25 protein-coding genes and 1 tRNA gene are annotated in these 26573 nt (G+C 68.6%); 9 read left to right on the forward strand and 17 right to left on the reverse strand.

The window, feature by feature from the left end; translation table 11 throughout:
- From NDR87_RS35980 to orn, 4 genes are all read right to left on the reverse strand, one after another.
- Complete coding sequence (locus tag NDR87_RS35980) at positions 1-1230, reverse strand: cytochrome P450 (protein WP_251918594.1); 1230 nt, start codon at positions 1228-1230, stop codon at positions 1-3.
- A gap of 312 nt (positions 1231-1542) precedes the next feature.
- Positions 1543-1947 (reverse strand): hypothetical protein, encoded by a 405-nt coding sequence (locus tag NDR87_RS35985; RefSeq protein ID WP_251918595.1) that lies wholly within the window; start codon positions 1945-1947, stop codon positions 1543-1545.
- A gap of 98 nt (positions 1948-2045) precedes the next feature.
- A tRNA-His gene (locus NDR87_RS35990) sits at positions 2046-2118 on the reverse strand.
- A 54-nt stretch (positions 2119-2172) separates the two neighbouring features.
- Positions 2173-2802: an oligoribonuclease gene (gene orn, locus NDR87_RS35995; RefSeq protein WP_251918597.1), complete on the reverse strand. Its 630-nt coding sequence runs from the start codon at positions 2800-2802 to the stop codon at positions 2173-2175.
- A gap of 131 nt (positions 2803-2933) precedes the next feature.
- On the opposite strand from orn, the gene NDR87_RS36000 reads away from it, so the two are divergent.
- Positions 2934-4634 carry a helicase HerA-like domain-containing protein gene (locus NDR87_RS36000; protein ID WP_251918599.1) on the forward strand — a complete coding sequence of 567 codons (1701 nt, stop codon included), beginning with the start codon at positions 2934-2936 and terminating at the stop codon, positions 4632-4634.
- 214 nt (positions 4635-4848) lie between these two features.
- Here NDR87_RS36000 and lysA read toward each other — a convergent pair whose 3' ends face one another.
- Both lysA and cmrA read right to left on the reverse strand, forming a co-directional pair.
- Positions 4849-6192 carry a diaminopimelate decarboxylase gene (lysA, locus tag NDR87_RS36005; protein WP_251918601.1) on the reverse strand — a complete coding sequence of 448 codons (1344 nt, stop codon included), beginning with the start codon at positions 6190-6192 and terminating at the stop codon, positions 4849-4851.
- Positions 6193-6344: 152 nt separating this feature from the next.
- The gene (gene cmrA, locus NDR87_RS36010) at positions 6345-7139 is read right to left on the reverse strand and encodes a mycolate reductase (protein WP_251918603.1); all 795 of its coding nucleotides are present in this window, start codon (positions 7137-7139) and stop codon (positions 6345-6347) included.
- A gap of 316 nt (positions 7140-7455) precedes the next feature.
- Between cmrA and NDR87_RS36015 the strand changes: the two genes are divergently transcribed.
- Both NDR87_RS36015 and NDR87_RS36020 read left to right on the forward strand, forming a co-directional pair.
- Entirely contained in the window at positions 7456-8631 is a 1176-nt protein-coding gene (locus NDR87_RS36015; RefSeq protein ID WP_251918605.1) for a serine hydrolase, read from the forward strand.
- On the forward strand, positions 8628-10115 hold the full coding sequence (locus NDR87_RS36020) for an alpha/beta fold hydrolase (RefSeq protein ID WP_251918607.1): 1488 nt from the start codon (positions 8628-8630) through the stop codon (positions 10113-10115). Before NDR87_RS36015 ends, NDR87_RS36020 begins: the two co-directional genes overlap by 4 nt.
- Positions 10116-10268: 153 nt before the next feature.
- On the opposite strand, the gene NDR87_RS36025 is transcribed toward NDR87_RS36020, so the two are convergent.
- The 4 genes from NDR87_RS36025 to NDR87_RS36040 form a co-directional block, all read right to left on the reverse strand.
- Positions 10269-10862: a VOC family protein gene (locus tag NDR87_RS36025; RefSeq protein ID WP_251918609.1), complete on the reverse strand. Its 594-nt coding sequence runs from the start codon at positions 10860-10862 to the stop codon at positions 10269-10271.
- Entirely contained in the window at positions 10859-12898 is a 2040-nt protein-coding gene (locus NDR87_RS36030; protein ID WP_251918611.1) for an NADPH-dependent 2,4-dienoyl-CoA reductase, read from the reverse strand. The genes NDR87_RS36025 and NDR87_RS36030 overlap by 4 nt, the downstream gene beginning before the upstream one ends.
- A gap of 4 nt (positions 12899-12902) precedes the next feature.
- On the reverse strand, positions 12903-13508 hold the full coding sequence (locus NDR87_RS36035) for a PadR family transcriptional regulator (protein ID WP_251918613.1): 606 nt from the start codon (positions 13506-13508) through the stop codon (positions 12903-12905).
- Between the two features lie 194 nt (positions 13509-13702).
- Entirely contained in the window at positions 13703-15118 is a 1416-nt protein-coding gene (locus NDR87_RS36040) for an MFS transporter (protein ID WP_251918615.1), read from the reverse strand.
- 102 nt (positions 15119-15220) lie between these two features.
- On the opposite strand from NDR87_RS36040, the gene NDR87_RS36045 reads away from it, so the two are divergent.
- Both NDR87_RS36045 and NDR87_RS36050 read left to right on the forward strand, forming a co-directional pair.
- Entirely contained in the window at positions 15221-16138 is a 918-nt protein-coding gene (locus NDR87_RS36045) for a helix-turn-helix transcriptional regulator (RefSeq protein ID WP_251918617.1), read from the forward strand.
- A gap of 138 nt (positions 16139-16276) precedes the next feature.
- Entirely contained in the window at positions 16277-17041 is a 765-nt protein-coding gene (locus NDR87_RS36050; RefSeq protein ID WP_251918619.1) for an SDR family NAD(P)-dependent oxidoreductase, read from the forward strand.
- A 79-nt stretch (positions 17042-17120) separates the two neighbouring features.
- Here NDR87_RS36050 and NDR87_RS36055 read toward each other — a convergent pair whose 3' ends face one another.
- Positions 17121-17420 carry a hypothetical protein gene (locus tag NDR87_RS36055; protein ID WP_251918621.1) on the reverse strand — a complete coding sequence of 100 codons (300 nt, stop codon included), beginning with the start codon at positions 17418-17420 and terminating at the stop codon, positions 17121-17123.
- A gap of 109 nt (positions 17421-17529) precedes the next feature.
- The gene (locus tag NDR87_RS36060; protein ID WP_251918624.1) at positions 17530-18150 is read right to left on the reverse strand and encodes a TetR family transcriptional regulator; all 621 of its coding nucleotides are present in this window, start codon (positions 18148-18150) and stop codon (positions 17530-17532) included.
- Positions 18151-18292: 142 nt separating this feature from the next.
- Between NDR87_RS36060 and NDR87_RS36065 the strand changes: the two genes are divergently transcribed.
- From NDR87_RS36065 to NDR87_RS36075, 3 genes are read left to right on the forward strand one after another with little or no spacing between them, the layout of a single operon-like run.
- On the forward strand, positions 18293-19399 hold the full coding sequence (locus tag NDR87_RS36065) for a ferredoxin reductase (protein ID WP_251918625.1): 1107 nt from the start codon (positions 18293-18295) through the stop codon (positions 19397-19399).
- A gap of 15 nt (positions 19400-19414) precedes the next feature.
- A complete protein-coding gene (locus tag NDR87_RS36070) occupies positions 19415-20563 on the forward strand; it encodes an acyl-CoA desaturase (RefSeq protein WP_251918627.1) in 1149 nt (382 codons plus the stop codon).
- Positions 20563-20883 carry a hypothetical protein gene (locus tag NDR87_RS36075; RefSeq protein WP_251918630.1) on the forward strand — a complete coding sequence of 107 codons (321 nt, stop codon included), beginning with the start codon at positions 20563-20565 and terminating at the stop codon, positions 20881-20883. The genes NDR87_RS36070 and NDR87_RS36075 overlap by 1 nt, the downstream gene beginning before the upstream one ends.
- On the opposite strand, the gene NDR87_RS36080 is transcribed toward NDR87_RS36075, so the two are convergent.
- Positions 20880-21425, reverse strand: a complete 546-nt coding sequence (locus NDR87_RS36080) for a DUF4254 domain-containing protein (RefSeq protein ID WP_251918632.1) — start codon at positions 21423-21425, stop codon at positions 20880-20882. The two genes, NDR87_RS36075 and NDR87_RS36080, sit on opposite strands and share 4 nt — an antisense overlap.
- Positions 21426-21805: 380 nt before the next feature.
- Between NDR87_RS36080 and NDR87_RS36085 the strand changes: the two genes are divergently transcribed.
- The gene (locus NDR87_RS36085) at positions 21806-22126 is read left to right on the forward strand and encodes a hypothetical protein (protein WP_251918633.1); all 321 of its coding nucleotides are present in this window, start codon (positions 21806-21808) and stop codon (positions 22124-22126) included.
- 3 nt (positions 22127-22129) lie between these two features.
- On the opposite strand, the gene NDR87_RS36090 is transcribed toward NDR87_RS36085, so the two are convergent.
- From NDR87_RS36090 to NDR87_RS36105, 4 genes are read right to left on the reverse strand one after another with little or no spacing between them, the layout of a single operon-like run.
- Positions 22130-22744 (reverse strand): ATP/GTP-binding protein, encoded by a 615-nt coding sequence (locus NDR87_RS36090; protein ID WP_308212195.1) that lies wholly within the window; start codon positions 22742-22744, stop codon positions 22130-22132.
- Positions 22725-23159, reverse strand: a complete 435-nt coding sequence (locus tag NDR87_RS36095) for a DUF742 domain-containing protein (RefSeq protein WP_251918637.1) — start codon at positions 23157-23159, stop codon at positions 22725-22727. Before NDR87_RS36095 ends, NDR87_RS36090 begins: the two co-directional genes overlap by 20 nt.
- Positions 23156-23584, reverse strand: a complete 429-nt coding sequence (locus tag NDR87_RS36100; protein ID WP_251918639.1) for a roadblock/LC7 domain-containing protein — start codon at positions 23582-23584, stop codon at positions 23156-23158. Before NDR87_RS36100 ends, NDR87_RS36095 begins: the two co-directional genes overlap by 4 nt.
- On the reverse strand, positions 23581-26244 hold the full coding sequence (locus tag NDR87_RS36105; RefSeq protein WP_251918641.1) for a nitrate- and nitrite sensing domain-containing protein: 2664 nt from the start codon (positions 26242-26244) through the stop codon (positions 23581-23583). The genes NDR87_RS36100 and NDR87_RS36105 overlap by 4 nt, the downstream gene beginning before the upstream one ends.
- Positions 26245-26573 lie beyond the last annotated feature (329 nt).

Genomic DNA, 26573 nt, shown 5'->3' on the forward strand with positions numbered 1-26573 from the left:
TCAGCGATGGAGCACGAGCGGCAGTTCATCGGGTCCACGAACCACAAGGGATGGTTTGTATCGGATCTCGTCACGTGGCGCGGCCAGTGACAGCTGGGAATAACGTGCCAGCAGCGATTCGAGCAGGACTCTGCTCACCAGGCGGGCGAGTGCCGCGCCGAGGCAATGGTGTATTCCGTGCCCGAAGGCCAGATGTCGCTTGTCCGCTCGGCCGATATCGAAAACGTCCGGGTTCGGATAATGGCGTTCGTCCCGATGCGCCGAACCGACCAGCAACAGGACCGGCTCGCTTGTCGGAATCGTGGTGCCGGAGATCTCCAGATCCTCGGTCGCGAACCGCCATAGCGAGCTGGCCTGGGGACCGTCGTAGCGAAGCGCTTCCTCCACCGCGTCCGCAGTGGTATGCCTGCCATCTCGCAGCGCGGCCAGTTGGGCGGGGTGGTCGAGCAGCGCGAGCAGCATGGCGCCGATCAGCCGGATGGTGGTCTCGTAACCGGCCACCACGAGACCCACGGAGGTGCCGATGAGCTCATCCGAGCTCAATACTCCGGTGTCGTCGCTGGCTGTGATCAACGCGGACAGCAGGTCATCGCCGGGATGCTCGCGCTTGCGGGCGACGAGCTCCTCGGCGTAACCCAGCAGGCTGGCGGTGGCCGCGGGCACCTGTGCCAATTCCGTGGGATCGGCAGTGAACACCAGGTCGCCCCACCGACGCAGGTCGGCCTCGTCACGCCGGTGTGCGCCGAGGATCGCGCAGATCACCCGGACCGACAGCGGCGCGGCGACCCGTGCGAGCATGTCGACGGGTTCGTCCACAGGTAGCGCGTCGAGCAGTTCAGCGACTGTGGCGCGGATCGCGGCCTCCCACTGTGCGATCCGCGCCGCGGTGAAGGTACCCGCGGCAAGGCTGCGGATGCGGGTGTGATCCGGTGGATCGAGGTTGACCATCGTGCGCTCGCCGACCGTGCCGGCCCCGAAGGCGAGACCCGCCGCGCGGAATTCGGGTCGTGCGGATCGGTAGTCGCTGCTCAATCGGGGGTCGGCGAAGCCGGCCCGGACATCGGCGTACCGGCTGACCAACCACACCCTGATGTTCACGAACGGGACCGGGACCGGGTGCACCGGCCGGTTGTCCCGCAGCCAGGCGTAGTAGGGATAGGGATTGCGAAAGAACTCCGGAGTGAACATCTCCGGCACGGCAAGTTCGCGTGCGCCGATGTCATCGAGCATCTGATGTTTCCTTGTCCCCCGAGGCCGATTCACCAGATGACCAACTGCGGTGCGGCCGAGACGATCCGCCGCGGTGTCGGCGAAGCCGGGCCAGCGTATCCAGCCACGAATGGCACCGTCAAAGAAGACCATCGCCGAATCGACACGGACTTTCGGGTTCGTCGATGCGCGGTAGCGGTGAGTTCTCACCTCCGTCGATGTGCATATGCCCTTGCGCGGCGGGACCTACCGGTGTCGGGAGATCTGCAGGCTCGGACGACGTCATCGGTCGACCGAGCGCAAACGGTGTCGGCTCGAGTCGGTTCACTCGCCCTACCCGTCGGGCGGTGGTCGGTCCGCTCGGTCGAACTCACGCTCGCCCTCGGCGACGGCGCGGTCGATCTCCGCTTGCTCGCGGTGTGTGCGGGCCTCGCCGCGGTTCAACGCGGCCTCGCTGCGATCCAGACGCGCCGCACTCGCGGTCAACAAGGCCCGGTTCCGCGCGACCGATTCCTGGACACGCCGGGTGACCGATGCGGTCGACACGCCGACTCTGCGGGCCTGTTCGTCCACCCGATGTTCCAGGGTATTGAGACGTTCCTCCCGGTCGTCGGCCGTGTGTTCGCGCTGGTCGGCGAACGCTTCGCGGTCGACACACTCCCATGATGACTCCGGGTGGTGTGTTGTAGTAGGGGCGAACAGACACCGCATCGTTGGCGCCAATGGCAGCGCATCCATGGTCGGGAGATGTCGAGGCCGAGCTCGTCCGCTCGGATGTTATATTGACCGCTGGCCAGGGCTCGATGTTTCGAGGCCCTGGCCAGCGTGTCGTACAGGGTGGCTGACGGGACTCGAACCCGCGACACCCAGGATCACAACCTGGTGCTCTACCAGCTGAACTACAGCCACCATTGCCGGTTGAATCCGGCGCGCTAGATCGTAACGCGTGTTGGGGTTGTGGACCTAATCGGGCTGGTCAACACGGGTTTCGGTGGGGGTGGTGAGGGCCGCGGCGATGGTGGCGATGTCGGTGGTGGAGGGGCCCGGGGCGGGGACGAAGGCGGTGCGGCGGTAGTACTCGAGTTCGCGGATGGATTCCTTGATATCGGCCAGGGCGCGGTGGGTGAGGCCCTTTTCGGGCTGGCCGAAGTAGATGCGCGGGTACCAGCGGCGGCACAGTTCCTTGATCGAGCTGACGTCGATCATGCGGTAGTGCAGATGGGAGTCCAGGGCGGGCATGTCACGGGCGATGAAGCCGCGGTCGGTGGCGATCGAGTTCCCGGCCAGCGGGACCGTGCCGGGGGTGGGGACCCACTCCTTGACGTAATCGAGGATCTGCTGCTCGGCCTCGGCCAGGGTGACGGTGGATCGGCGCACCTCGTCGGTGAGCCCGGAGCGGGCGTGCATCTCCTGGACCACGGGCGGCATCGCGGCCAGGGCGGCATCGTCGGCGTGAATGACGATATCCACGCCCTCACCGAGGATGTTGAGGTCGCTGTCGGTCACGAGCGCGGCCACCTCGATCAGCTTGTCGCTGTCCAGGCGCAGGCCGGTCATCTCGCAGTCGATCCACACCATGAGTTTGTCGGACACCCGCGTCACATTACTGGGTTGACCTGCCGGGTTTGCGCAGTGCGTTCGATAGGGTGGGCGCAGGATTCGGTCTTGGTCCAGGTAGATCGGCAATGTTGGCGCGAGTTGGCAGGGCGGATGGAGGATCGGCGATGACTACTCCCCAGGAGAAGGCGGCGGCGGCACGCAAGGCGGCCGAGGAGGCGGCGCGGGTGGCCGCCGAGGCGCAGGCGGCGGCGGACGCGGCCGAGAAAGAGGCCGCCGAACACGCGACCACGCGGACGAAAAGCGCCGAGAAGAAGGCGGATTCGGCCTCGGGAGACGAAAAGCATTCCGCCGGTTCGGGTTCGGCCGCCGCGCAGGAGATCGCGGCCGGTTACGCGGTCGAGGGCGCGGCCCTGGAGCTGGGCGCGGTGATGATCGACGGTCAGGTGGATTCGACTGCGCGCGTGCGTATTCCGCTGCGCACCATCAACCGTCACGGCCTGGTCGCGGGCGCCACCGGCACCGGTAAGACCAAGACGCTGCAAGGGATCGCCGAACAGCTGTCCGCGGCCGGGGTGCCGGTGGTGCTGGCGGATGTGAAGGGCGATCTGTCCGGGCTGTCGAAGCCGGGCGCGGCCAACGACAAGATCGCCGCGCGGGCCGCCGAAACCGGCGATACCGATTGGGCCCCAGCGGGTTTCCCGACCGAATTCGTCTCCCTCGGGACCGAGGGCATCGGCATTCCCATTCGCGCCACCATCACCTCGTTCGGCCCGGTGCTGCTCAGTAAGGTGCTGGGGCTCAACGCGACTCAGGAGTCCACCCTCGGCCTGATCTTCAACTGGGCCGACAAACAGGGCCTGGGGCTGCTGGACCTGAAGGATCTGCGGTCGGTGATCCAACACCTGACCAGTCCCGAGGGCAAGGAGGATCTCAAGGGCATCGGCGGTGTGTCGGCCGCCACGGCCGGGGTGATCCTGCGCGCGCTGGTGAATCTGGAGGGTGAGGGCGGGGACACCTTCTTCGGCGAGCCCGAGCTGGATCCGGCGGATCTGCTGCGCACCGCCGGGGGGCAGGGTGTGATCACGCTGTTCGAGCTGGGTGCGCAGTCGGCGCGGCCGGTGCTGTTCTCGACATTCCTGATGTGGGTGCTGGCGGATCTGTTCCAGACCCTGCCCGAAGTCGGCGATGTGGACAAGCCGAAGCTGGTGTTCATCTTCGACGAGGCGCATCTGCTGTTCAACGACGCCTCCAAGGCGTTCCTGGACCAGGTCGAGCAGACGGTCAAACTCATCCGCTCCAAGGGCGTCGGCGTGTTCTTCTGCACCCAGCTGCCCACCGACATCCCCAATCCGGTGCTCTCGCAGCTGGGCGCGCGCATCCAGCACGCGCTGCGCGCATTCACCCCCGACGACCAGAAGGCGCTGTCGAAGACCGTGCGCACCTATCCCAAGACCGGCGCGTACGACCTGGAGAAGGCGCTGACCTCGCTCGGCATCGGCGAGGCCATCGTGACGGTGCTTTCGGAGAAGGGCGCGCCCACCCCCGTCGCGTGGACCCGGCTGCGGCCGCCGCGTTCGCTCATGGACACCATCGGCGAGGACGCGATCCGCTCGCAGGCCAAGTCCAGCTCGCTGTACGGCAAGTACGGGCAGTCGGTGGACCGGGAATCGGCCTACGAGATCCTGGCGGCGAAAGTGGCCAAGGCCGAGGAGGATTCGCCCGCCCCGGCCAAGCCCGCCAAGCCCGAGCCGACGGCGGCCGATCGCATCATGAGCAATCCGGCGGTCAAAAGCTTCCTGCGTTCCGCGGCCACCGCCGCGGGCCGGGAGATCAGCCGCAGCATCTTCGGTACCCGTCGGCGATAAAAGCGTTCGCCGACGGGTTCAGGGGCTGGGACGTTCGCCGACGGGTTCAGGGGCTGGGACGTTCGCCGACGGGTACGGGGATGAGGGCGTTCGCCTGTACCGACGGCCCCGGCCGCTGTCCGGTAGGTCGGCGTGCCCGGAGGGATCTTCCCGAAGGAAGCGGACGCGTCGATCTGCCGTTATCGGTCGGGGCCGTCGGTGACCGGCTCGGGGCTCAGCCCAGATCGCGGCTGAGCAGGTCGGCCGGGGTCTCGCGGCGGAGCACCTCGCTGCAGCGGCCCTCGCGGACCGAGACGATCGGCGGGCGGCCGACGCCGTTGTAGGAGGAGGCCAGGCTGTGGTGGTACGCGCCCGTGCACGGGATGGCCAGGACCTCGCCGGGACGCAGGTCGGCGGGCAGGCTGACGTCGGCGGCCAGGATGTCGCCCGCCTCGCAGTAGCGTCCGGCCACGGTCGCGGTCATATGCGGGCCGGTGGGGTGGCGGTTGGCGACCACGGCGTCGTAGCGGGCGCCATAGAGCGCGACCCGCGGGTTGTCGTTCATGCCGCCGTCGACGATGACATAGGTGCGCCCGCCCTCGATGTGCTTGACCGCCATCACCCGGTACAGGGTGACACCGGCGTGGGCGACGATGGCCCGGCCCGGTTCCATGGCGATGTGCGGGCGCGGGTAGTGGTTGAGCGCGCAGGCCGCGTCGAGGGCGTCGTCGATGATGTCGGCCAGCTCGGCGAGGTTCATCTCGGGGTCGCCGCAGCGGTAGGCCACCGCATGTCCGCCGCCGAGGTCCAGCTCGGTCAGCGTCACCCCGTATTCACGGCGGATGCGGGCCAGCTCGGCGACCATGCGGCGCACGGCCTCGCCGTAGAAGTCCGGCTCGTGGATCTGCGAGCCGAGGTGGCAGTGCAGGCCCACCAGCCGCAGGTTGGGATGGCGCAGGATGCGCTCGATGGCCTCGTCGGCCTGGGCGCTGCCCAGCGGCAGGCCGAACTTCTGGTCGGTCACGCCGGTGCGTACGGCCGGGTGGCCGTGCACGTCGATATCGGGAGACAGCCGCAGCAGCACCTGCTGGGGCTTGGTGGCCAGGGCCGCGAGCAGGGTGACCTCGGTGAGCGAATCGATGACGATCCGGCCCACGCCCGCGGCCACGGCGGCCTCCAGTTCACAGAACGGTTTGCCGGTGCCGTGCAGCACGATGCGCGCGGGGTCGACGTCGGCGGCCAGTGCGATGGCCAGCTCGCCGGAGGAGCAGACGTCCACCGACAGGCCCTCCTCGGAGACCCAGCGGGCCACCGACTTGGTCATCAGGGCCTTGGCCGCGTAGATGATCTCGGCGTCGGGGAAGTACTTCCGATACGCCTGGCAGCGCCGACGGACCTCGGTCTCGTCCAGGACGTAGGTGGGGGTGCCGTACTGGTCGGCGATATCGGCCAGGGCCACGCCGCCGACGGTGATCCGGCCGAGGTCGTCGTAATGGGTTTCACACGGCCAAACAGAGGTGTCCACTCGTGGAGACGGCATTCCCGACCGCAATGACGGGAAGATCTCGAGCAGCGTCACGGCTTCTCCTGTGAGTTCCCCGCTTTCTCCTTACTGCGGGGCCATCGTCAGGACTACGCCGTTTCCAGGTGGAAAAAGCGCCTGGTTACGCGCCCTTGACACCCGGCCCGGCTATCTTGATGCCGCACTGACATCGATGTGATCGGGGAGACTCAGCCGCCCAGCTTCTTGTAGAACGAGCCCACGATGGGTGCGGTGATGGCCCGCGGGGCGTACTGGCCCGCGACGCTCATACCCTTGCTGATCAGGCCCGGGACCACGCGCATCTTGTTGCGGGCCAGGGCGTCGATGGACATCTTGGCGGTGGCGGCGGCCGAGACCCAGATGAAGTCCGGGATCTTGGTGCTGACCTCCTCCTGGTCCGGGTTGTCGGTGCGGACCGGGCCGGGGGCCAGCAGGGTCACGTTGATGCCGGTGCCGGTGAGCTCGCCGCGCAGGGATTCGGAGAAGCTGTTGGTGAACGCCTTGCTGGCGGCGTAGGTGGCGTTGTTGGGGATCGGCATATTGCCCGCCGCCGAGCCGGTGATGAGGATGCCGCCGCCGCGGCGCTCCAGCATGCCGGGCAGCACGGCCAGGGTCAGGTCGTGCACGGCGACGGCGTTGAGCTCCATGACCGAGCGCTCGAAGTCGGCATCGAGCTGCGCGACCGGGCCGAAGGTGGCCACCCCGGCGTTGTTGCACAGGATCGCGATATCGCGGGCGGCCAGCTCGGTGGTCAGCGGCGCGCGCTGCTCACGATCGGACAGATCCACCGCCCGCACCTCCGCGGTGATTCCGTACCGCTCGGTCAGCCGCTGCCCCAGCTCGGCCAGCAGCTCGCCCCGGCGGGCCACCAGGATCAGCGAATAACCCCGGCTCGCCAGCTCTTCGGCCAGCGCGGTTCCGATTCCGGAGGAGGCTCCGGTGACGACGGCACGGTTCTCGGCAGTGGGTGCGGGAAGGCTCACGCCCCGGGAGCCTACCGGTCGGCGCGCGAGCGTGTTCGCCGTCGTCGCGAGGTCGGGCCGCTCCCCGCTTCTCGTTCCCTGCCGTTCCGGGCGGCTCTGCTCGTTCCCTATCGCCCCGGGTCGGTCCCTCTCATTTCCCTGTCGTCCCGGCCCCCAGGCCGGGACGACAGGGTGTGGACAGCACCACCACCGAACGGGTGGATGCTGCACCGAAAACACGGGTGGTCGCAGGATGGGGGATTCGGTCGGGGATTCCTAGCGTGGTTGGCGGGCCGTTACCGCGTGGTGGCGGCGTTGATCGTAGGAGGGAATCGCGTTGGTCAGGAAGGGTTTTCGGCGCGCGGCCGCGGGGGTCGCGGCCGCCGCGGTGTTGGCGGGCAGTGTCGCGGCGTGTGATTCCGCCACGGCCACCGGGGATTCGGCGACGGCGCCGGGGCTCGCGCGGGTGCTGGAGGACATCGTGCGCGGCGGGTATCCCGGTGCGCAGGTCGTGGTGACCGAGCACGGGCAGGATCGGATCGAGTCGGCGGGAGTGGGTGATCTCGCCAGCGGCGAGCGATTTCGCGATGGCGACCACGTCCGAATCGGCAGCAACACCAAAACATTCGTCGCGGCGGTGCTCGCTCAGCTTGTTTCCGAAGGGCAGGTGGAGCTGGATGCGCCGGTGGAAAGGTATCTGCCTGGTGTGGTCGCCGGAAACGGCAACGACGGCGCCAAGGTGACGGTGCGGAATCTGCTGCAGCACACCAGCGGTCTGCCGGACTATCTGGCATCGGGCAATCCGGAGCATCGCGAGCGGCCCGAACCCGCACAGTTGCAAGCCGATTCGGAAACCGTGCGGTGGCGGCACTATGAACCCGCGGAGCTGGTGGCACGCGCCATGACCATGCCTCCGCAATTCGAGCCGGACACGAAATCGGTGTACACGAACACCAACTACATCCTGCTCGGCATGCTGATCGAACGCGTCACCGGTCGGCCCGTGGCCGCCGAGGTCGAACGCCGCATCATCGCCCCGCTCGGCCTGCGCGACACCTACTTCCCGGCGGCCCGCGAGACCGGCCTGCGCGATCCCCATCCGAGGGGTTATCACGAGCGCGACGGCGAGCGTATCGACTTCACCGATATGGACACCTCCTGGGCGGGCGCCGCGGGCGCGATGGTGTCCACGGGTTCGGACCTGAACCGCTTCTTCACCGCCCTGCTCGACGGAAAGATCGTTCCCGCGGCGCAATTGGCCGAAATGCAGAAGACCGTGCCGTGGGACCGCGACGCGGGCGGGTACGGGCTCGCCCTGATCGACATCCCCGTCTCGTGTGGAAAGAAGGTGTGGGGGCACGGCGGCAGCATCATGGGCTTCGAGACCCGCACCGGCGTCACCGCCGACGGCCGTGCGGTGACCCTCACCGTCAACCAATTGGCGCGCAACCAGCAAGATTACGACGTCGTCACCAAGGCGTTCGACACCGCGATCTGTGAGGCGCGACGATGAGGCACCGAGAAATACTGATCGTCCTCGCCGCCGCTGTGAGTCTGCTGGCGGCGGGCTGCGCAACGGCGGACCCCGCGCCGACTTCCGACCTGACCAACTTCGACACCCAACGGCCGCAATGGAAGTCGTGCGAGGTGGCGGTGCTCGATCAGGCGGGCGCCCAGTGCGCGGACATCACCGTCCCGCTCGATTACACCCATCCGCGGGGCGCCACGACGACGGTGGCGATCTCCCGGCTCGCCGCCGACCCGGCACAGCGCCGCGGCGTCATGCTGTCCAACCCCGGCGGGCCCGGCGGCCCCGGACTCGACTTCCCCCTCGAATTCGGCAAGGGCCTGCCCGCCGATGTGCGCACCCGCTACGACCTGATCGGCATGGACCCGCGCGGCGTCGGCCGTTCCGCACCCGTGCACTGCGGCTGGCCGATCGGGCTGTCGTTGCGGTCGGCGGGCCCCGACTCGGGCGGCTTCGCCGAGAGCGTCGCCCTGAGCCGCGACCTGGCGCGGCGCTGCCTGAGCGTCGAGGGTAACCGGCTGCCGCATATGACCACTCGCAACACCGCGCGGGACATGGACGTGATCCGGGCCGTGCTCGGGGTGGACCGGATCAGCTACTACGGCACGTCCTACGGCACCTACCTCGGTGCGGTCTACGCCCAGATGTTTCCCGGGCGGGTCGACCGCGTCGTACTGGACAGCGCGGTGGATCCGGAGCGCTACGGCATGGGCATGTTCGAGGACATGGGCGCGGTCAACGAGGCCGCACTGGACGAATGGGCCGACTGGGCCGCCGCCCGCGTCGGCGAATACCGGCTCGGCACAACGGCTTCCGCGGTGCGGGCGACGGTCACTACGCTGATCGAGCGGGCGGCCCGCGAGCCGATTCGGATCGGGTCGCATACCGTCGACGATCATCTGCTGCCCGTCCTGCTGTTCATGCGGGTCGGGAATCCGGAACGAAACCCCGAGCTGGCCGGAACGATTCGGCAGCTGGTTGACGCGGCGGCAGGGCAGCAGGTCCAACCCGGCCCGGTGCTGGCGGAGGACTTGGCGGTGATGGCGGCCGCGCGGGAGGAGTATTCGGGACAGGATGCCGTCCTGTGCGGTGACGTGCCCTTTCCGCGCGACCCCGAGTGGTATCGCCGGGCCGTCGAGACGAGCCGGGCGGCCCAACCCGTCTTCGGCCCGCTGCTCAACAACATCCCCACCTGCGCCTTCTGGCCCGATCCGGTCGAACCGCCGACCGAGGTGGGCAACGCCGTTCCCGCGCTGATCGTGCAGGCCACCGGCGACACCCGGGCCGTCTACCCCGCGGCGCGGGCATTGCACCGGGCGCTGACCGCCTCCCGGATGGTCACCCTGGAGAACGTCCGGATACACGGCATTCTCGGCACCTTCCGCAACCGTTGCGTGGAGGATTCGGTCGCCGCCTATCTCCGCGACGGCGCCCTGCCACCCGCCGATTTCACCTGCGCCGCCGAGTGATTCGAGGGCGAGATGGTCACCACCGAGCAGTTCCTCGTCGGCCCCGGCCCCGCGCCGGGGTGGGTGGACGGCGCACTCCTACGGGCCGCGGTCCACGTTCTGGTTCTGGCCGCCCGCCTGCTTGCCGTGCTGATCCGGCTGGCGGCTGCGGTCCTACGAGCGCTGTTTCGGCTCCATGATCGCCACACCCCAGCCGACGTGACCGGACCAGACGCTCGCTATCCGGCCGCCCTGCACGGCCGGTTTGGGATCGCTGATCGGCCCGCCCGCAGCGCGGACCGCGGCCACGGTGGCATCGAGATCGGCACTGCCGAAGGCGATTCCGGCGAGCATCGGCGGTTGGTCACCGGCGGCGACCACCTCGATGAACGCCTCGCCGACGCGGTAGAAGGCCATCTCCGGGCCGGACGGGCCGCGCGGGTGGAAGCGGCGGCGCGGCTCGGTGGCGAGTACGGCGTTCAGCCCGGCGACGGCCTCGTCGAGGTCGGGCACCCAGTAGACAACGTGATCGACGAAGCCGACACCGTTGGGATGGTCCGCCGCCCGGTCGGAGCGGGCGGCGACGACCTCGGGGATGCCGAGAATCGTCGGATCGGCGTGCACCGCGTCGAAGCCCCAGCCGGGTTGCACGCCCACCGCGCAATCCACCCGGCCGACCCGCATGAGTCCGTCGGTGACATCGAAACCCAATGCCGCCCAGGATTTCTCGTCACCGGGCAGCCCGAGCCGGTTCAGCAGTGCGATCACAGCGCCGCGGCCAGCCGGGTGCCCTGATCGATGGCGCGCTTGGCGTCGAGTTCGGCGGCCAGGTCGGCGCCGCCGATCAGGTGGACGCGCACGCCCGCGGCCTTCAGCGGCTCCTCCAGCTCACGCACCGATTCCTGTCCGGCGCAGACGATCACGTTGTCGCATTCGATGACGGTCGGCCGCTGCCGCTGCTCGCCGAAGCTGATGTGCAGGCCGCGGTCGTCGATGCGCTCGTAGTTGACCCCGCCGACCTGCTCGACGCCCTTGGCCTTCACCGCCGCGCGGTGCACCCAACCGGTGGTCTTGCCCAGGCTCTTTCCGAACGCTCCCGATTTCCGTTGCAGCAGTACGACTTCCCGCGCGGCCGGAGCGGGCCGGGGGGTGGTGAGCTGGCCGGGGGCGTCGGGATCGTCACTGGTGACGCCCCACTCCTCCTTCCACTCGTCCAGCTTCAGCGAGGGATGGCCCTCGACGGTGAGGAATTCGCTGACGTCGTAACCGATTCCGCCCGCGCCGATCACGGCGACCTTCTTGCCCACCGGACGGCCGTCGCGGACCAGTTCGGCGTAGGTGAGCACCTTCGGATGGTCGATGCCCGGGATGTTGGGGATGCGCGGGCGCACGCCGGTGGCGAGTACCACGTGATCGTAGCGGCCCTCGACCAGTTCCGCCGCGTCCACCCGTCGGTTCAGGAACACCCGGACACCGGCCAGCTCCAGCTTGCGGTTGTAGTAGCGGATGGTCTCGTTGAACTCCTCCTTGCCCGGAATGCGCCGGGCGATGTCGAACTGCCCGCCGATCTTGTCGTCGGCCTCGAACAGATCGACCTTGTGGCCGCGTTCGGCCAGGTTGACCGCGGCCGACAGCCCGGCCGGGCCCGCGCCGACCACCGCGATGCGCTTCATGCGACGGGTGGGCAGTAGCACCAGTTCGGTCTCGTGCCCCGCGCGTGGGTTGAGCAGGCACGACACCGTCTTGTGCACGAACGCGTGGTCCAGGCAGGCCTGGTTGCAGGCGATGCAGGTGTTGATCTCGTCCTCGCGGGTCTGCTGGGCCTTGCGCACCCAGTCCGGATCGGCCAGCAGCGGGCGGGCCATGGAGATCAGGTCGGCGTCGCCGCGGGTGAGGATCTCCTCGGCGGTCTCGGGCATGTTGATACGGTTGGACGCGCAGACCGGAATGCTCACGCGCGCCTTGATTTTCGCGGTGTACTCCACGAACGCCGCGCGCGGCACCGAGGTGACGATGGTCGGCACCCGGGCCTCGTGCCAGCCGATGTCGGTATTGATGATGCTGACCCCGGCGGCCTCCAATTCGGTTGCCAGCGCGAGGATTTCCGGTTCGGTCTGACCGTGCTCGACGAATTCGGCCATGGAGAGCCGGAAGACGATGACGAAGTCCGGCCCGACCGCCGCGCGCATGCGCCGCACGATCTCGAGTGGGAAGCGCCGCCGGTTCTCGGCGCTGCCGCCCCAGCGATCGGTGCGCTTGTTGGTGCGCGGTGCGAGGAACTGGTTGATGAGATAGCCCTCGCCGCCCATCACCTCCACGCCGTCGTAACCGGCGAACTTCGCCAGCTTCGCGCAGCGCACATAGTCGTCGATGGTGCGCTCGATGGCCTTGTCCGACAGCTTGCGCGGCTTGAACGGATTGATCGGCGCCTTGATCGCCGACGCCGAAACGCTGAACGGCACATACGCGTAGCGGCCCGCGTGCAGGATTTGCAGCGCGATCTTGCCGCCCTCGGCGTGCACGGCCTTGGTGATCGCGCGATGGCGGTACGCCTCGGTCCTGTTGGTGAGTTTGGCGCCGAACGGCAGCAGCCAGCCCTCCCGATTGGGGGCGTAGCCGCCGGTGATGATCAGGCCCACCCCGCCGCGGGCGCGCTCGGCGAAGTACGCGGCCAGCCGGTTGGTGTCCCAGGCCCGGTCCTCGAGGCCGGTGTGCATGGAACCCATGACCACCCGGTTGCGCAGGGTGGTGTGGCCGAGGTCCAGCGGCTCGAACAGGTGCGGATACGGATTGGGGGCGGTCATCGGATCACCTTTCGGTCGCGGAATCCGGAGGCGGGGCTGGCGCATCCGGGCCGGTGGCATACTGCGGCGCCAGGTCCCGGCGGAGACCGTCGAGCACCTCGTCGCACCATTCGATCAGGCCCGCCTCGGCCCGGATGCCGCCGCGCAGTACCAGGTACTGATGCAGGGCGGAACCGGTGAGCCGGGTCGGGTCGGGGAAGTCCTTCTTCTCGATGAGCCGATACACCTCGAGGCGCTGCGCGTGCTGCGCGCGGTGGCGGGCGACCTCGGCGCACAGCGCGGCCACATCGCCGTGCGCGGCGGCGCGAACCTTCACGCCCAGTTCGCTGCGCATCGGGCCGAAGTCGTCGCTGGGTTCGGCGATCCAGCGGCGCAGTTCGGCGCGACCGGCCGGGCTGACGGTGTAGACCTTCTTGTCCGGGCGGCCCTCCTGGGCGACGGCCTCGCCGCTGATCCAGCCCTGCTCCTCCATGCGCTTGAGCACCCGGTAGATCTGCTGATGGGTGGCGCTCCAGAAGAAGCCGATGGACTTGTCGAAGCGACGTGCCAGCTCATAGCCCGAACCGGCGCGCTCGGTCAGCGATACCAGCAATGCGTGCTCGAGGGCCATATCGCGAGGGTAATTGATACGTAGAGTACTATGCAACTTGGTGCATACCGAGCGGGTTATTTCCGCAGTTCACCGGGAAACTATTTGAGACCTCTTGTATCATCAACCAGGGTGCTCCGGCACCATCTTGGATACGGGAAGAGCACCTCGCCAATCCGGGAGGTTGACGGGGTGCTCTTCTGTCCGGCGGCGGCTCAGCGGGCCGCGCGGGCGGCGAGCGCCGCGCCGGCCGCGACCGTGGCTCCCACCACCATCGAGGCGATTCCGCAGGCGCGCAACGCGTCCGAACCGGCCAGCGACAGATACACCGAGCCGAAGGCCGCTACCCCGACCGCCATGCCCAGCTGGGAACTGGTCGCCAGGATGCCGCTGGCATCGGCGGCGAGCGCCGGGGGCACCGTGGCGAGGGCCCGATTCACCAAGGGGCTGAACGCGAGTCCGTAACCCATACCCAGTGCGGCGGTGACGACCAGCTCCGGCACTCCCATGCCGCGGCCCCCGGCCAGCAGCACCCCGAGCGCGACCATGGCCGCCGCCGCGAGGAGCAGGGCCGCGGGAATCATCGCACCGTGCCAGCGTCGGGGCATTCGCGACCAATACATCCCTGCCACGGCAAACAGCGCGCCGTTCGGGAGGAACAGCAGCCCGGCGTGCAGCGCCGAATAGCCGAGCGTGCCCTGCAGGTGGAGGGCCATCAGGAAGATCCATCCGCTGAATGTGGACATCACCACGAAGATCGTCGCCGCGGCCCGGATCAGCCCGGGCGCGCGCAGCACCCGATCGGCGAACAGCGGCTCACCGCCGCGGCCGTGCACCGACCGTTCGACCAGTACGAATCCGGCGAATCCGGTCACGGCACCGGCGAAGGCGAGCCAGGTCCACGCGGGCCAACCCTGCTCGTGACCGAGCGTCAGCGGTACGACGAAGGCCAGCACCGCGGGCGTGAACACGGCCAGCCCCACCAGGTCCAGCCGACGGTCCCGCCGCGTGGTCGCGGCGGGCAGCAGGCGCGGGGCCACCGCGAGCAGCGCCAGCCCGATCGGCACATTGACCAGAAATACGCCGCGCCAACCGGTTCCGGCCACGTCGGCGCTGACGATCAGGCCACCGGCGATCTGGCCCACGACCGTCGCGCCGGAGATCACCGCGGCATACGCCGACAGCGCCCGGGACCGGGCGGCGCCGCCGAACGTCCGCTGGATCAAGGTCATGACCTGCGGCACCATCGCCGCCGCGCCCACGCCCTGGCCGACTCGGAACACGACGAGCGCCGCGGCGTTCCAGGCCAGCCCGCAGGCCAGCGAGGCCACGGTGAACAGGACGAGCCCGGTGAGGAACATGGTCCGCTGCCCGACTCGATCGCCCAGCCGCGCGCCGGTGACCAGCAGCACGGCATAGGCGATCGTGTAGCCGGAGACGATCAGCTGCAGCGCCGAACCGTTCGCGCCGAGCGAGGTCCGGATCGAGGGGATGGCGACATTGACGATCGATGCGTCGAGCACCGCCATGAACTGGCCGAGCAGCACGACGGCGAGCACGAGATAGGCGCGGCGCGGGGTGGGGTCGAGGGTACCGACTGTCGATGGCGCCCGGGTCAGCGTCTGTGTCATGTCGTAGAGCCTGCGGCCGAGACGATTCCGGTAACAGGAGCCCGCTCATACGGGTACTGGCAGCACCTGGATACCGGGAACCGGGTGGGTGAGGATGGAGCCGTGACGGTCATCGACAACACGGCCTCCGATGCCCGGCAGATCCGCAGGGCGCGGCGCGGCGAGCTGGGGGCGTTCCTGAAGTCGCGGCGCGCTCGTATCACTCCGGCCGACGTCGGTCTGCCCGCGGGGCCGCGGCGACGCACGCCGGGGCTGCGGCGTGAGGAGGTGGCGCAGCTCGCGGGAGTCGGGCTCACCTGGTACACGTGGCTCGAGCAGGGGCGTGAGATCAATGTCAGTGTGCAGGTGCTGGACGCGGTCGCGCGGACGCTGGCGCTGGATCCGGTCGAGCGGGCGCATCTGTATCGGCTCGCGGATGTGCCGACCGTGCCCGGCTGGGATACCGAGGAGACCATTCCCGAAGAGCTGCAGGGGATTTTGGACCATCTGTATCCGCTGCCCGCCGCGTTGCTGTCGGCTCGTTACGACGTGCTCGCCCACAATGCGGCCTACGCCGCGCTGACCCCCGGTTTCGTCGGCGGTGACCGCAATGTGCTGCGCCGGGTGTTCCTCACTCCGTGCTGCTGCAATCCGTATCCCGGGCAGGGCGAACATCTCTGCCGAATGGTCGGATTCCTGCGTACCGCCTACGCGAAGAATCTGCACGATCCGGAGTGGACGGCCTTCGTCGAGGACCTCTGTGCCCGCAGTCCCCGGTTCGCGGCGCTGTGGGCACGTAACGATGTGGCCGCGCCGCTGGGCCGCTACCGGATGATCCGCAACCTCGCCTCCGGGGATATGGAGGTCATCCTCACCAGCATGTCGGTGCCCACCATCTCGGGGGCGTGGGTGCAGATCTTCACTCCCGCCGACGATTCCGCGTGGGAGAAACTGCGCTCGCTGCTGGCCATGTCGCCCGAGGAACGCGAGCGGCCGTGGCGGGAGCACTACGAGCGCGAACATGCCCGGGCCACGGCCTAGCCCGCGGTTGCCGAATTGCTGGCAACCGGTCCGGTTGCTGGCCGGTGGACCGGCGTCGCTGTCCGACTCGCCCGGTGTGGCGGCGGTATGCCTGGCGAATTCACATCCAACTCGAAAACCCTTGGCTACCATGGGCTGATGGCGCAGTCCTACGTCGTGACCGGCGGCGCGAGGGGGATCGGGCGGGCAATCGTGATGCGTTTGCTGACCCGTGGGCACGTGGTCGTGGTGGAGCGCGATACCGGTGGACTGACCGGATCGCCCTGGGACGGTGGCCGGGTCGCGCTGGTGCAGGGGGACGCGGGCGCCGAGGAGGTCGCCGAACAGGCCGCCGACGTCGCGCGCCGAGCCGGGCCGCTGGTGGGCTGGGTGAACAACGCGGCCGTCTTCCGGGACGCCGCGGTCGATTCCACCCCGGCCCCACGAATTCTCGAGCTGATCGAGGCGAATCTACGCCCCGCGCTGGCCGGATCCGCGGTCGCGATCCGAAACTTCCTGGCCGAGGGCACCGGTGGCGCGATCGTCAACATCAGCTCCCACCAGGCCCGCCGCGCCGTCCCGGGCGCGCTGCCCTACAGCACCGCCAAGGCCGCGATCGAGGGGCTCACCCGGGCGCTCGCGGTGGAATACGGCAGTCACGGCATCCGGGTCAATGCCATCGCCCCGGGCTCGGTTGCCACCGAACGCTATTCGGAATATCTGGCCGGTCTGGCCCCGGCCGCGGCGGCCTCGGTCGAGCGGGAGATGGCCGCCCTGCACCCGCTGGGCCGCCTCGCCACCAGCGACGAAATCGCCGCGGCCGTGGCGTTCCTGTTGTCGGAGGAGGCGAGTTTCATCAACGGGGTGAGCCTGGCCGTCGACGGCGGCCGATCGGTGCTGGCGCTGGACCCGGAGTCCCGCTGATCGATTCCGCCGGTCCGCACGACTCGGCCGCGCTCAATTGTCCGAGCGCGAATCGTCTCCGGATCGCGGTCGCTGCCTGTCACCCCCCACAGAGGGGTGTGGCCGCCAATGGAGTGCCCTTGCACAGGGGGTCTCGGCTATCGCCATCGTCATCGCCGCCATTGCGCGACTCCTCCGAGCCCCGTTTACCCTTGCCGTCCTTGTTGTTCTTGCCGTTCTTGCTGTCTTTGCCGTTCTTGGCATCATTCGGCTTCTCGGCGATATGCCGAGGCCCGGAGAAATCCGCCGCGAGGGCCGCACCCGCCGGGGCGAGGCCGGTCGAAATCATCGCCGCAACACCGACTACGACCACCCAGCCGAACCTACGGTCTGCCATCACACTCCTACTCCTTTCGGACATGGGGACAACGCGTACCTGCGCACGGTGCGGAGCAGGCACCGCCAGGCATTCGTTGCTGCCGAAAGGAAGGATGTGCGACGGCGGCGGGTCAGCGGTTTTCGGCCGAGCGCCAGGCCGCCATGCCCAGGGCGATGAGGCGGACCTGCCGCACCGTGCGCTCGATGAGGGCCGGGCGGTCGGGGCGCGGGGCCGAGACGTAGTCGGCGATGTGGTTGGCCACCGTGGACACGATCAGGTCGGCGGCCAGCTCCAGGTCCTCGGGGGACCAGGTGTCCAGGGCCGGGATGCGGGACAGATCCACCACCAATTCCCTGGTGATGAGCTGCATTTCGACCGCGATCGCGCCGCGCAGGGTGGCCGAGCCGCCGTGGCGTTCGCGGATCAGGAAGCCGTAGAGCTCCTCACGGCCGGTGACCTGGGCGAAGACGAAGCGGACGGTTTCGGCCAGGCGCGCGTCGGGGGTGCGGCGCAATTCCCGCAGGGCCAAACGCAATTGGCGCACGCCCTCGTCGACCAGGGCGGTGCCGAGTTCGTCGAGCGAGGCGAAATGGCGGTAGAACGCGGTCGGCACGATCCCGGCGGAGCGGGCGATCTCGCGCAGGCTCAGCGCCGCGAAGCCGCGGTCGGCGGCGAGCGCGAGGGTGCCGTCCAGCAGGGCCTGGCGGGTGCGCTCCTTGCGCTCGACTCGGGTCTCCACCTGCTCACTCATCTCGATGAGCATACATCCGTTCACGATGGGTTCCCTCACTCGTTTGTTGCGTCGGTCACATGTCCCGCAGGTTGAATAACTGCGGTACATCGGGGCACACTAACTGAGTGTACAGATGTGCACTGGAATTTTGGGAGATCATATGGTGGGACTCATCGACCTGGTGCAGACGCTGACCACGCCGCATCCGCTCGATCGCTATCTGGAACTGGTGCGGCCCACGCTCACCGTGCGCGATCTGCGCGCCGAGATCACCGAGGTGCGGCGCTCGACGCCCGGCTCGGTCACGCTGACGCTGCGCCCGAACCGGCAGTGGACGGGTCATCGCGCGGGACAGTACGTCCAGGTCGGCGTGCTCATCAACGGCGTCAAGCACACCCGCTGCTATTCGCCGATCGACCCGCAGGGCCGCGACCGCCGCTTGCGGCTGACCGTCCGCGCGCACGAGGGCGGACTGGTGTCGCAGTACCTCTACCGCGCGGCCGAACCGGGCATGGTCGTGGATCTGACCCCGGCCGCGGGCAGCTTCGCCCTGCCCGCCCCGCGCCCGGAGAAGATCCTGCTGATCAGCGGCGGCAGCGGCATCACCCCGGTGCTGTCGATGCTGCAGACGCTGGCCGCGGAGAACTATCCGGGCAAGCTGGTGTTCCTGCACTACGCCAAGGCGCCGGAGCGGGTGCCCCATCGCGCCGAGCTGGACGCGATCGCCCAGCGCCACATCAACTTCCGCATCGCGCTGGTCTATCCCTCGCTCGAGCTGGCCGAACAGCTCGACGGGGCGCCCTGGGTCGACGCGGCCCCGCTGGCGGGCGGCTACTTCGACTACGACCAGCTCGAGCGCATCGCGCCCTGGTTCGCCCAGGCGGAGACCTTCGTCTGCGGACCGGCGGCACTGATGTCGGCCGTGCGCACGGTTTTCGAGGCCGAGGAGCTCGAAAATCGGTTGCACACAGAGGAATTCACCCTCACCACCGCACCCGTCGATCCCGCCGAGGTGACGGGCGCGACCACCTTCTCCGCCAGCGGCGTGCGGGCCGACAACACCGGCGCCAGCCTGCTGGAGCAGGCCGAGGACGCCGGTCTCACACCGGAGTACGGCTGCCGGATGGGGATCTGCTTCTCCTGCACGGCGGTCAAGCGCTCCGGCTGCACGCGCGATCTGCGCAGCGGCGAACTGCACAACGATCCCGACCAGCCGATCCAGCTCTGCGTCAGCGCCGCGGTCGGCGACGTCGACATCGAAATCTGAACCGGGAGAACCACAATGGCGATACTGACCGAAACGCAAGACGGCCCGCTGGTATTGAGCCCGCAGCAGGTCGAGCAGATCGGCCGCGAGCTGGATGCGCTGCGCGACCGAATCACCGCCGATCTGGGCGAGCGGGACCGCGAATACATCTACTCGATCATCAAGGCGCAGCGCGGCTTCGAGATCGCCGGGCGCGGCCTGATGTATCTGGGTTTCCTGCCGCCGTTCTGGCTGGCCGGGGTGGCCGCGCTGAGCGTGTCCAAGATCCTGGACAACATGGAGATCGGCCACAACGTGATGCACGGCCAGTGGGACTGGATGCGCGAGCCGGGTCTGAATTCCCGTGCCTTCGAATGGGATACGGTCTGCCCGGGAGATCAGTGGCGGCACTCGCACAACTACATGCACCACACCTACACCAACATCCACGGTCGCGACCGCGACATCGGCTACGGCGTCCTGCGCATCGACGAGGCGCAGAAGTGGAATCCGTACTACCTGGGCAACCCGGTCTACGCCTTCGCGCTGATGATGCTGTTCGAATGGGGCGTGATGCTGCACGACCTGGAGGTGGAGAACATCGTCCAGGGCAAGCGCAAATGGTCCGATATCAAGCGGCTGGTCAAGGGTCAGTGGCGCAAGGCCGGTCGGCAGGTGCTCAAGGACTACATCGTCTTCCCGCTGCTGACCGGCCCGCTGTTCCTGTCCACCCTGGCCGGGAACGCGACCGCGAATCTGGTGCGCAACATCTGGGCCTACTCGATCATCTTCTGTGGGCACTTCCCCTCCGGCGTACAGACGTTCACCGAGGAGGAGACCGAGAACGAGACCCGCGGCGAGTGGTATGTGCGCCAGATGCTCGGCTCGTCGAATATCACCGGCTCCAAGCTGTTCCACATCATGTCCGGCAATCTGTCGCATCAGATCGAGCATCACCTGTTCCCGGATCTGCCCGCCAACCGCTATCCGGAGATCGCGCCGGAGGTCCGGGCGCTGTGCGAGAAGTACGGCCTGCCCTACAACACCGGCCCGCTGAGCAAGCAGATCGGCTCGGTCTGGGCCAAGATCTTCCGCCTCGCGCTACCGCCCGCGCTCGCCGGGAAAGCCCCGCAACCTGGTGTTATCGTGATGCGGGAGCGGCAACCTAGCGAGGTGGGCGGGTAATGATCGGCAAATTCGAAAGCAACAAGGACCTGATCCAGGAGATCACGTCGTCCGGGGCACGGCACGTCGGCAATATCGCCACGATCATCACCGGCACGGTGGCCGAGGTGACCCGCGAGATCGGCGAATGGATCACCGACGCCATCGAGATGCGGGAGGCTGCCGCGGCGGCCCAGCGCGATCAGGAGGCGGCCGAGCGCGTCAACGCCGATCGCACCGAGCCGGACGTGCTGGTCGACGAGCCCGAGCCGACCGGCCGGGCCAGCGCGGCGCAGCCCTACATCGATGCCGATGTGGAGGTCGTCGACGACGGTCGCTAGAAGACCGGCAGTCGACGGCGGTGCTCGATGACGTCGGTGATCAGGTCCTTGTAGCCGTCGGCGAGTTCGGCGAGGCGGACCCAGTGCAGGTGCGCCTCGCTGTCGACGCCGTGGCGGCTGATCACCGTGGCCCGCGCCCGCGAATCCTTCTTCCCGTGCCCGTTGCGGGCGGGCAGGCCGATCGCGTGCTGCGCGGCCACCCACTTCTCCGCCATCCGATCGATCACCGCGCCCAGCGTCTCGGTGTGCAGCGAGGCGCCGCGGCGGTGCGGAATGTGCTCGGCCACCCAGTTGTCGATGTGCGCGATCAGTTTCGCGCGCGTGAGGTCGATGTCCTCGACAAGCTGGCTGCAGGCGGCCACATGCGAACTCGAGGCGTCCGGTACGTGCGCGGCCTGATGGGCGCGCCGTCGCCGTTCGTGACATTGAGCAAGCTGGTAGGCCGCCTCGAGCACGCGATAATCCGGTCGACCGGGATCGGCCGGCTCGCGGAATGCCCGCAGCACGACCGCCACGGACGGCAACGCGTATTCGGTCGCCATGGGTGCCCCCCTTGGTAGGTCCCGACTGGATACGCCAGGGCCGAGGGGGTTTTCGGGGAGGGGCTCCCCTCGGCTCCGGCGCAGCCCCGCTGACCCGGACACGACAGTCACCACAACCGCTCACGGCACAGAGGAAACCGGGAAATCCGCGACGATGCAGAGAAGACTGTCCGGGGAAAGCAGGACATATTCAGGAAAGCGCGTCCGTGCAAGGCACGCAACCGGCTCCGCCCGAACTGACGAAGCTGCGTGACAATTGTTATACAGCATTACAACCGGGTTACACGATGGCCTGGATAGAGGCTACGTCGGGTCGGTAGGCGAGAAGGTACCCGTTCGTTGCGGTACCGAAACGCCCTGGTCGACTAGGGTGTCACCGCATGGCCGCCTATGTCTCTTCGCCCGAGCTGACCTTCGGCTTCCTGTTCGCCCTGGAGGATCCGGAGCGGATCGCCGAGGTGGTGCGAAACCTCATGGAGCGCCGCGCCGTCTCGGTGTTCCGCCTCGCGCACATGTCCGGCACCGACGGCCCCCCGGAGCGGTACGTGGTGAACTGGGCCGCCATCCCGCAGATCTCGATCACCACGGCCGCGCCGGACGACGAGCAGCTGCGCGCGAATCGCACCATGCTGGTCAACGCCTTCCTCGACGAGGAGGGGACGGTGAGCCTGTATTCGGCGCAGGGGACAGTGCCGGAATAGCGCTCAGCTGGCCACCAGATGCCCCGGACCCGCGAGCCGATGCAGCAGCACCTGCTCGAGCAGGGCGACCAGGACCTCCTTGACCGACTCCCGATCGCGGGCGTCGCATTCCAGCAGGTGGATGGATTCGTCCAGATCGAGCGCCTCGCGGACCTCGTCCAGGTCGAATCGCGGCTCACCGGCGAAGCGGTTGACCGCGGCCACGAACGGGGTGTTGCGCTGCTCGAAGTAGTCGAGCACGGGGTAGCAGTCCTCGATGCGGGAGGTGTCGACCAGGATGACCCCGCCCAGGGCGCCGTCGAGCAGGTCGTCCCAGAGGAATTCGAAGCGCTCCTGGCCCGGGGTGCCGAACAGGTACAGCACCAGGGTGCGGTCGAGGGTGATGCGGCCGAAGTCCAGGGCCACGGTGGTGGTGGTCTTCTGCGCGCGCAGGCCCGGATCGTCCACGCCGACCGAGGCCTCGGTCATCGCGGCCTCGGTGGCCAGCGGCTCGATCTCGGAGATCGCCCCGATGAAGGTGGTCTTACCGACGCCGAAGCCGCCGCTGATCACGATCTTGACCGAGGACGCCGACGGCTCCGGTGGGGTGGTGCGATCCTCAGAGTGCCCGTACAAGATCCCTGATCCTCTCGATGGCGGCGGTGGACAGTTCTTCGGCCGCGCGCACCGACGCATGTCCGGCGGCCACCAGATCGCTCACCACAACCCGGGCGACTCCGATCGGAACACGAAGCGTAGCAGCGATTTCGGCGATGGAGTGCGGTCGCTGGCACAGCCGCACCACGGTGTGCTGCTCGAAGCGCAGCGGCGCCGACAATGCGGCGGGGGTGGCGTGGACGAGCGACTCGATCCGCAATCCGTCGATCAGCGGGGTGGTCCGGCCGCCCGTCACCAGGAACGGACGCACCACCGGTTCCTCGGCCGCCGTGACCTCCCGCGCCGGATCATGCTCCGGCGCATAGGGGTCGGACCAGGACGCGGGCCGGTCCGGCGCGCTCCCGTCCGCGTCCGGTAGCCGGTAGTGCTCGGTCATCTGCGCAGCGACTCTCGCAATTCGGTGATCAGCGCCGGGGTGAGCAGTGCGCCCGCTCGGTCGGCCAGCACCGCCATCTGATAGCCGACCAGGCCGATATCGGCGTCGCTGTCGGCGATCACGCCCACGCAGCTGCCGTCCGCGATGGCCGACACCAGCAGGAAGCCGCGCCGCATCTCGATCATGATCAGCTTGAGGCCGTCGAAATCGTAACTGCGCGAGGCGCTTCGGGACAGGCTCACCAGTCCCGAGACCATGGCGGCCAGCCGGTCGGCGCCCGCGCGGTCCAGCCCCTCCGACATTGCCATGAGCAGCCCGTCCGACGACACCGCCACGGCGTCGCGCACCCCGTCGGTGGTGCGCACGAAATCGGCCAGTAGCCAGTTGAAAGTATGGGGACCGGTGTCCGGCAGATGCGTGGTCACCTGTTTTCCTCCTGTGTGGTCGAGGCCGAGATCCGTTGCCGCTCGGGCTCTTCGCCGCGCTGATGGCCCGCCCGGAAGTTGGCGAGCATGCTACGGACCTCCTCGGGTGAGCGTTCGGCAACGGGTGCCGCTGGGTGGGCGGGCGCCGCGGGTTTCGCGGTGGCACCTGTGTCGCGAGTCTTCCTGGTGCGTTTGACCAGACCGTTTCGAGTGCGTTGAGGCTCGGCTACGGGTGCGGGCTCAGTGTAGTGAGATCCGGTGGCCGGATCCTCCCAAATGGTCTGATTATCCGGTTCCGCCGGGGCATCGCCGCCGGAGATCAGCGCAGCGAAGGTGCCGGTGTCGAAGGACTTGTTGCGTTGCGCCACAGCGGCGTTCAGTGAATCCTTGATCGGCCCCGGCGGCAGTGTCGGGAACGGATCGGGCGGGGCGACGGCGCTGTGCCGCGGCGCTCCGGCGCGGGGCGCGGCGGGCGCTGGTTCGGCCGTGGTCGCCGGTTCGGGCGTCGGTCGCTCGCGCACGGTCGGCGTGGTGGGCTCGCTATCCGCCGGTTCGGCCGGGGTCGACGGTTCCGACGGTTCCGTCGGGGCCGACGGCTCGGCCGTACGGGCGGCGGACGGTAGCCGCAGCAGCGCCGTCGGCTCCGGGTCGGCGGGCGGCTCCGCGGGCGAGTCGTCGGGAGCCGCGAGCGCCTGGAAGGCTTGCGGTTTCGGCTCCGGGCGGGGCTTGTTCGAATCGGCGATCAGATCGCCGGGCAGCAGCATGCGCGCGACGACGCCGCTGACCGGCGAGACGGTCAACTCGATATCGATGCCGAGCTGTTTGGCCAGCCTGCCAACCACGTAGTGCCCCAGGAACCGGGTCGGCGCGACCAGGAAATCGGATTCGCCGCGCAGCCGCGCATTGGCCTCGGCGAGCTGATCCGCCGGCATGCCGACACCGTGGTCGACGACGGCGAGCATGTATCCCGGCCCGGTGCGGCGGCCGTAGATCTCCACCTCCAGATCCGGTGGGGAGAAGGCCAAGCCGTTCTCGATGAGCTCGGCCAGCATATGCGACAGCTCGCTGACCACCGCGCCCGTGATCGGCACCTCGTCGACCCGGCGCAGCACCACCCGGCGGTAGTCGTCGACCTCGGCCAGCGCGGCGCGGATCACGTCGGTCAGCGGGATCGGCTCCGACCAACGCCGCGGGCTGGCCTCACCGACCAGCACCAGCAGGCTCTCGGCGTTGCGGCGCATGCGGGTGGCCAGATGGTCGAGTTCGAACATATTGGCCAGCGCCTCGGGATCGAGCTCCTCGCGCTCGAATTCGCTGATCAGTCCGAGCTGGCGGCGCACCAGATTCTGATTGCGCCTGCCGAGGTTGGCCAGCGATTCGGTGGTGTTGCGCCGCAGCAGCGCCTGCTGCGAGGCCAATTCGTAGGCGGTGTGCTGCACGCGGTCGAAAGCCTGTGCCACCGAGGCGATCTCGGCGCTGGCCCCGGGCGGAGTGGTGACCGGCCGTGGCGCGGCGGGCTCGCCGTCGGTGGTGGACTGCCAGGCCGAGATCACCGACGGCAGCCGCCGCGAGGCCACCTCGTCGGCCTCGCTCGCCAGCACCCCCAGCGGGCGCACGATCGCGCGCATGCTCGAGACGACCAGCAGAATCAGCAGCAGCACGGCGAGGACCGCGAAACCGAGGTAGACGCCGAGCGCGGTGGCCGACGAGGAGCGCAGCTCGCTCGCGCGCGCGGTGATGTCGGCGCCGACCGAGCGCTGCACATCGCGCTGCGCGTCGATCACGGCCGTCATATTCGACCACCAGGTCGACGCCTGGACGGGCCGGGTCAGCGGTCCGCGCTCGGAGGCGATCGCGACCGCCTCCGCGTCCGAGGCCGCACTCGACTCGTTGGAGCGCGCCGCGGCGTCGACCGCCGCGTTCTGCGCCGCGGTCGCATCGCGCTGGAAGGCCGCCGCGGCGCTCTGCTTGGCGGCCAAAATCTTGAGGAACTGCAGATATTCGCCGGGGCCGAACGCGCCCGCGGTGAAGACGCCGTTGAGGAAGCCGCGCTCCTGGGCGGAGTACTCCTTGGCGTCACCGAGGGCGTAGAGCGCCTGCAGGCCGCGCCAGATCCGATCGTCCTGGGCGTGGCCCAGACCGGGGCGGGTCTGGTTCAGGGCGCCGATCGCGCCGCTGTAGAACTGGAAGACCGCCGTGCGGTCGGCGCGGCGGGCATTGACGTCGGCGCGGATACTCGTCAGCGAGCCCAGCTGATTGAGAGCCGTGCGCACCGGCGAGGCCTCGGAGGCGTTGTCCTCCAACGCATTCTGTAGCGACAGCAGCGCCCGGTCGGTGGCGGTGCGCTGCTTGTCCATGGCGGCGCGCAGCGTGGCGTCGCCGCCGAGCAGGCCGTTGGTGAGGCCGCGCTCGCGCTGCACCTCCTGCACCACGTCCTGTACCGACAGCGCGAGCGACACCGCATCGGTGGTTCGTCCGGTCGCGCGGTAGGCATCGACCTCGTCGACGATCACCACCCCGAGCAGGACCAGCACCAGGGCGATCGAAACCAGCAGCACCCGGGTCAGATGACCGCGGATCGTGCCGGGTCGGACCAGCCGGCCCGCAGCTGTGAGCCTGTCGCTACCGCTCGGCAGCAAGCGCGCTCCCCGGAATTGCACTTGTTCTCCCTCATCTCGATCCCCGTGGGCGCGCGTGGCGCGTTCCGCGGAGAATCAGAAGAAACGTGGCACACCGACGGGTTGTTCGCAACACGAGTGAGCCGGTAGTTTTCGGGGTTACCCGCGGTTGCGTGAACCGGCCGGTAGGGCGGGGGACGCCGATGATTTCGCGTTACATTGTTTAGCTCCACCTACACATTCGGACTAGGGCGTGTCCTGTAAGTGGTTGTGCGGGTTTGGGTGAGTCGGTGTCGTGGTTGTGTTAGCTGTATGCGGTGGTTGGTCGAGGTGAGGTAACTGATCGGGCCTGGGCTCGGATCGAGCCCATG

Source organism: Nocardia sp. CDC159 (genome assembly GCF_023740735.1).
GTDB classification, from domain to species: domain Bacteria; phylum Actinomycetota; class Actinomycetes; order Mycobacteriales; family Mycobacteriaceae; genus Nocardia; species Nocardia pulmonis.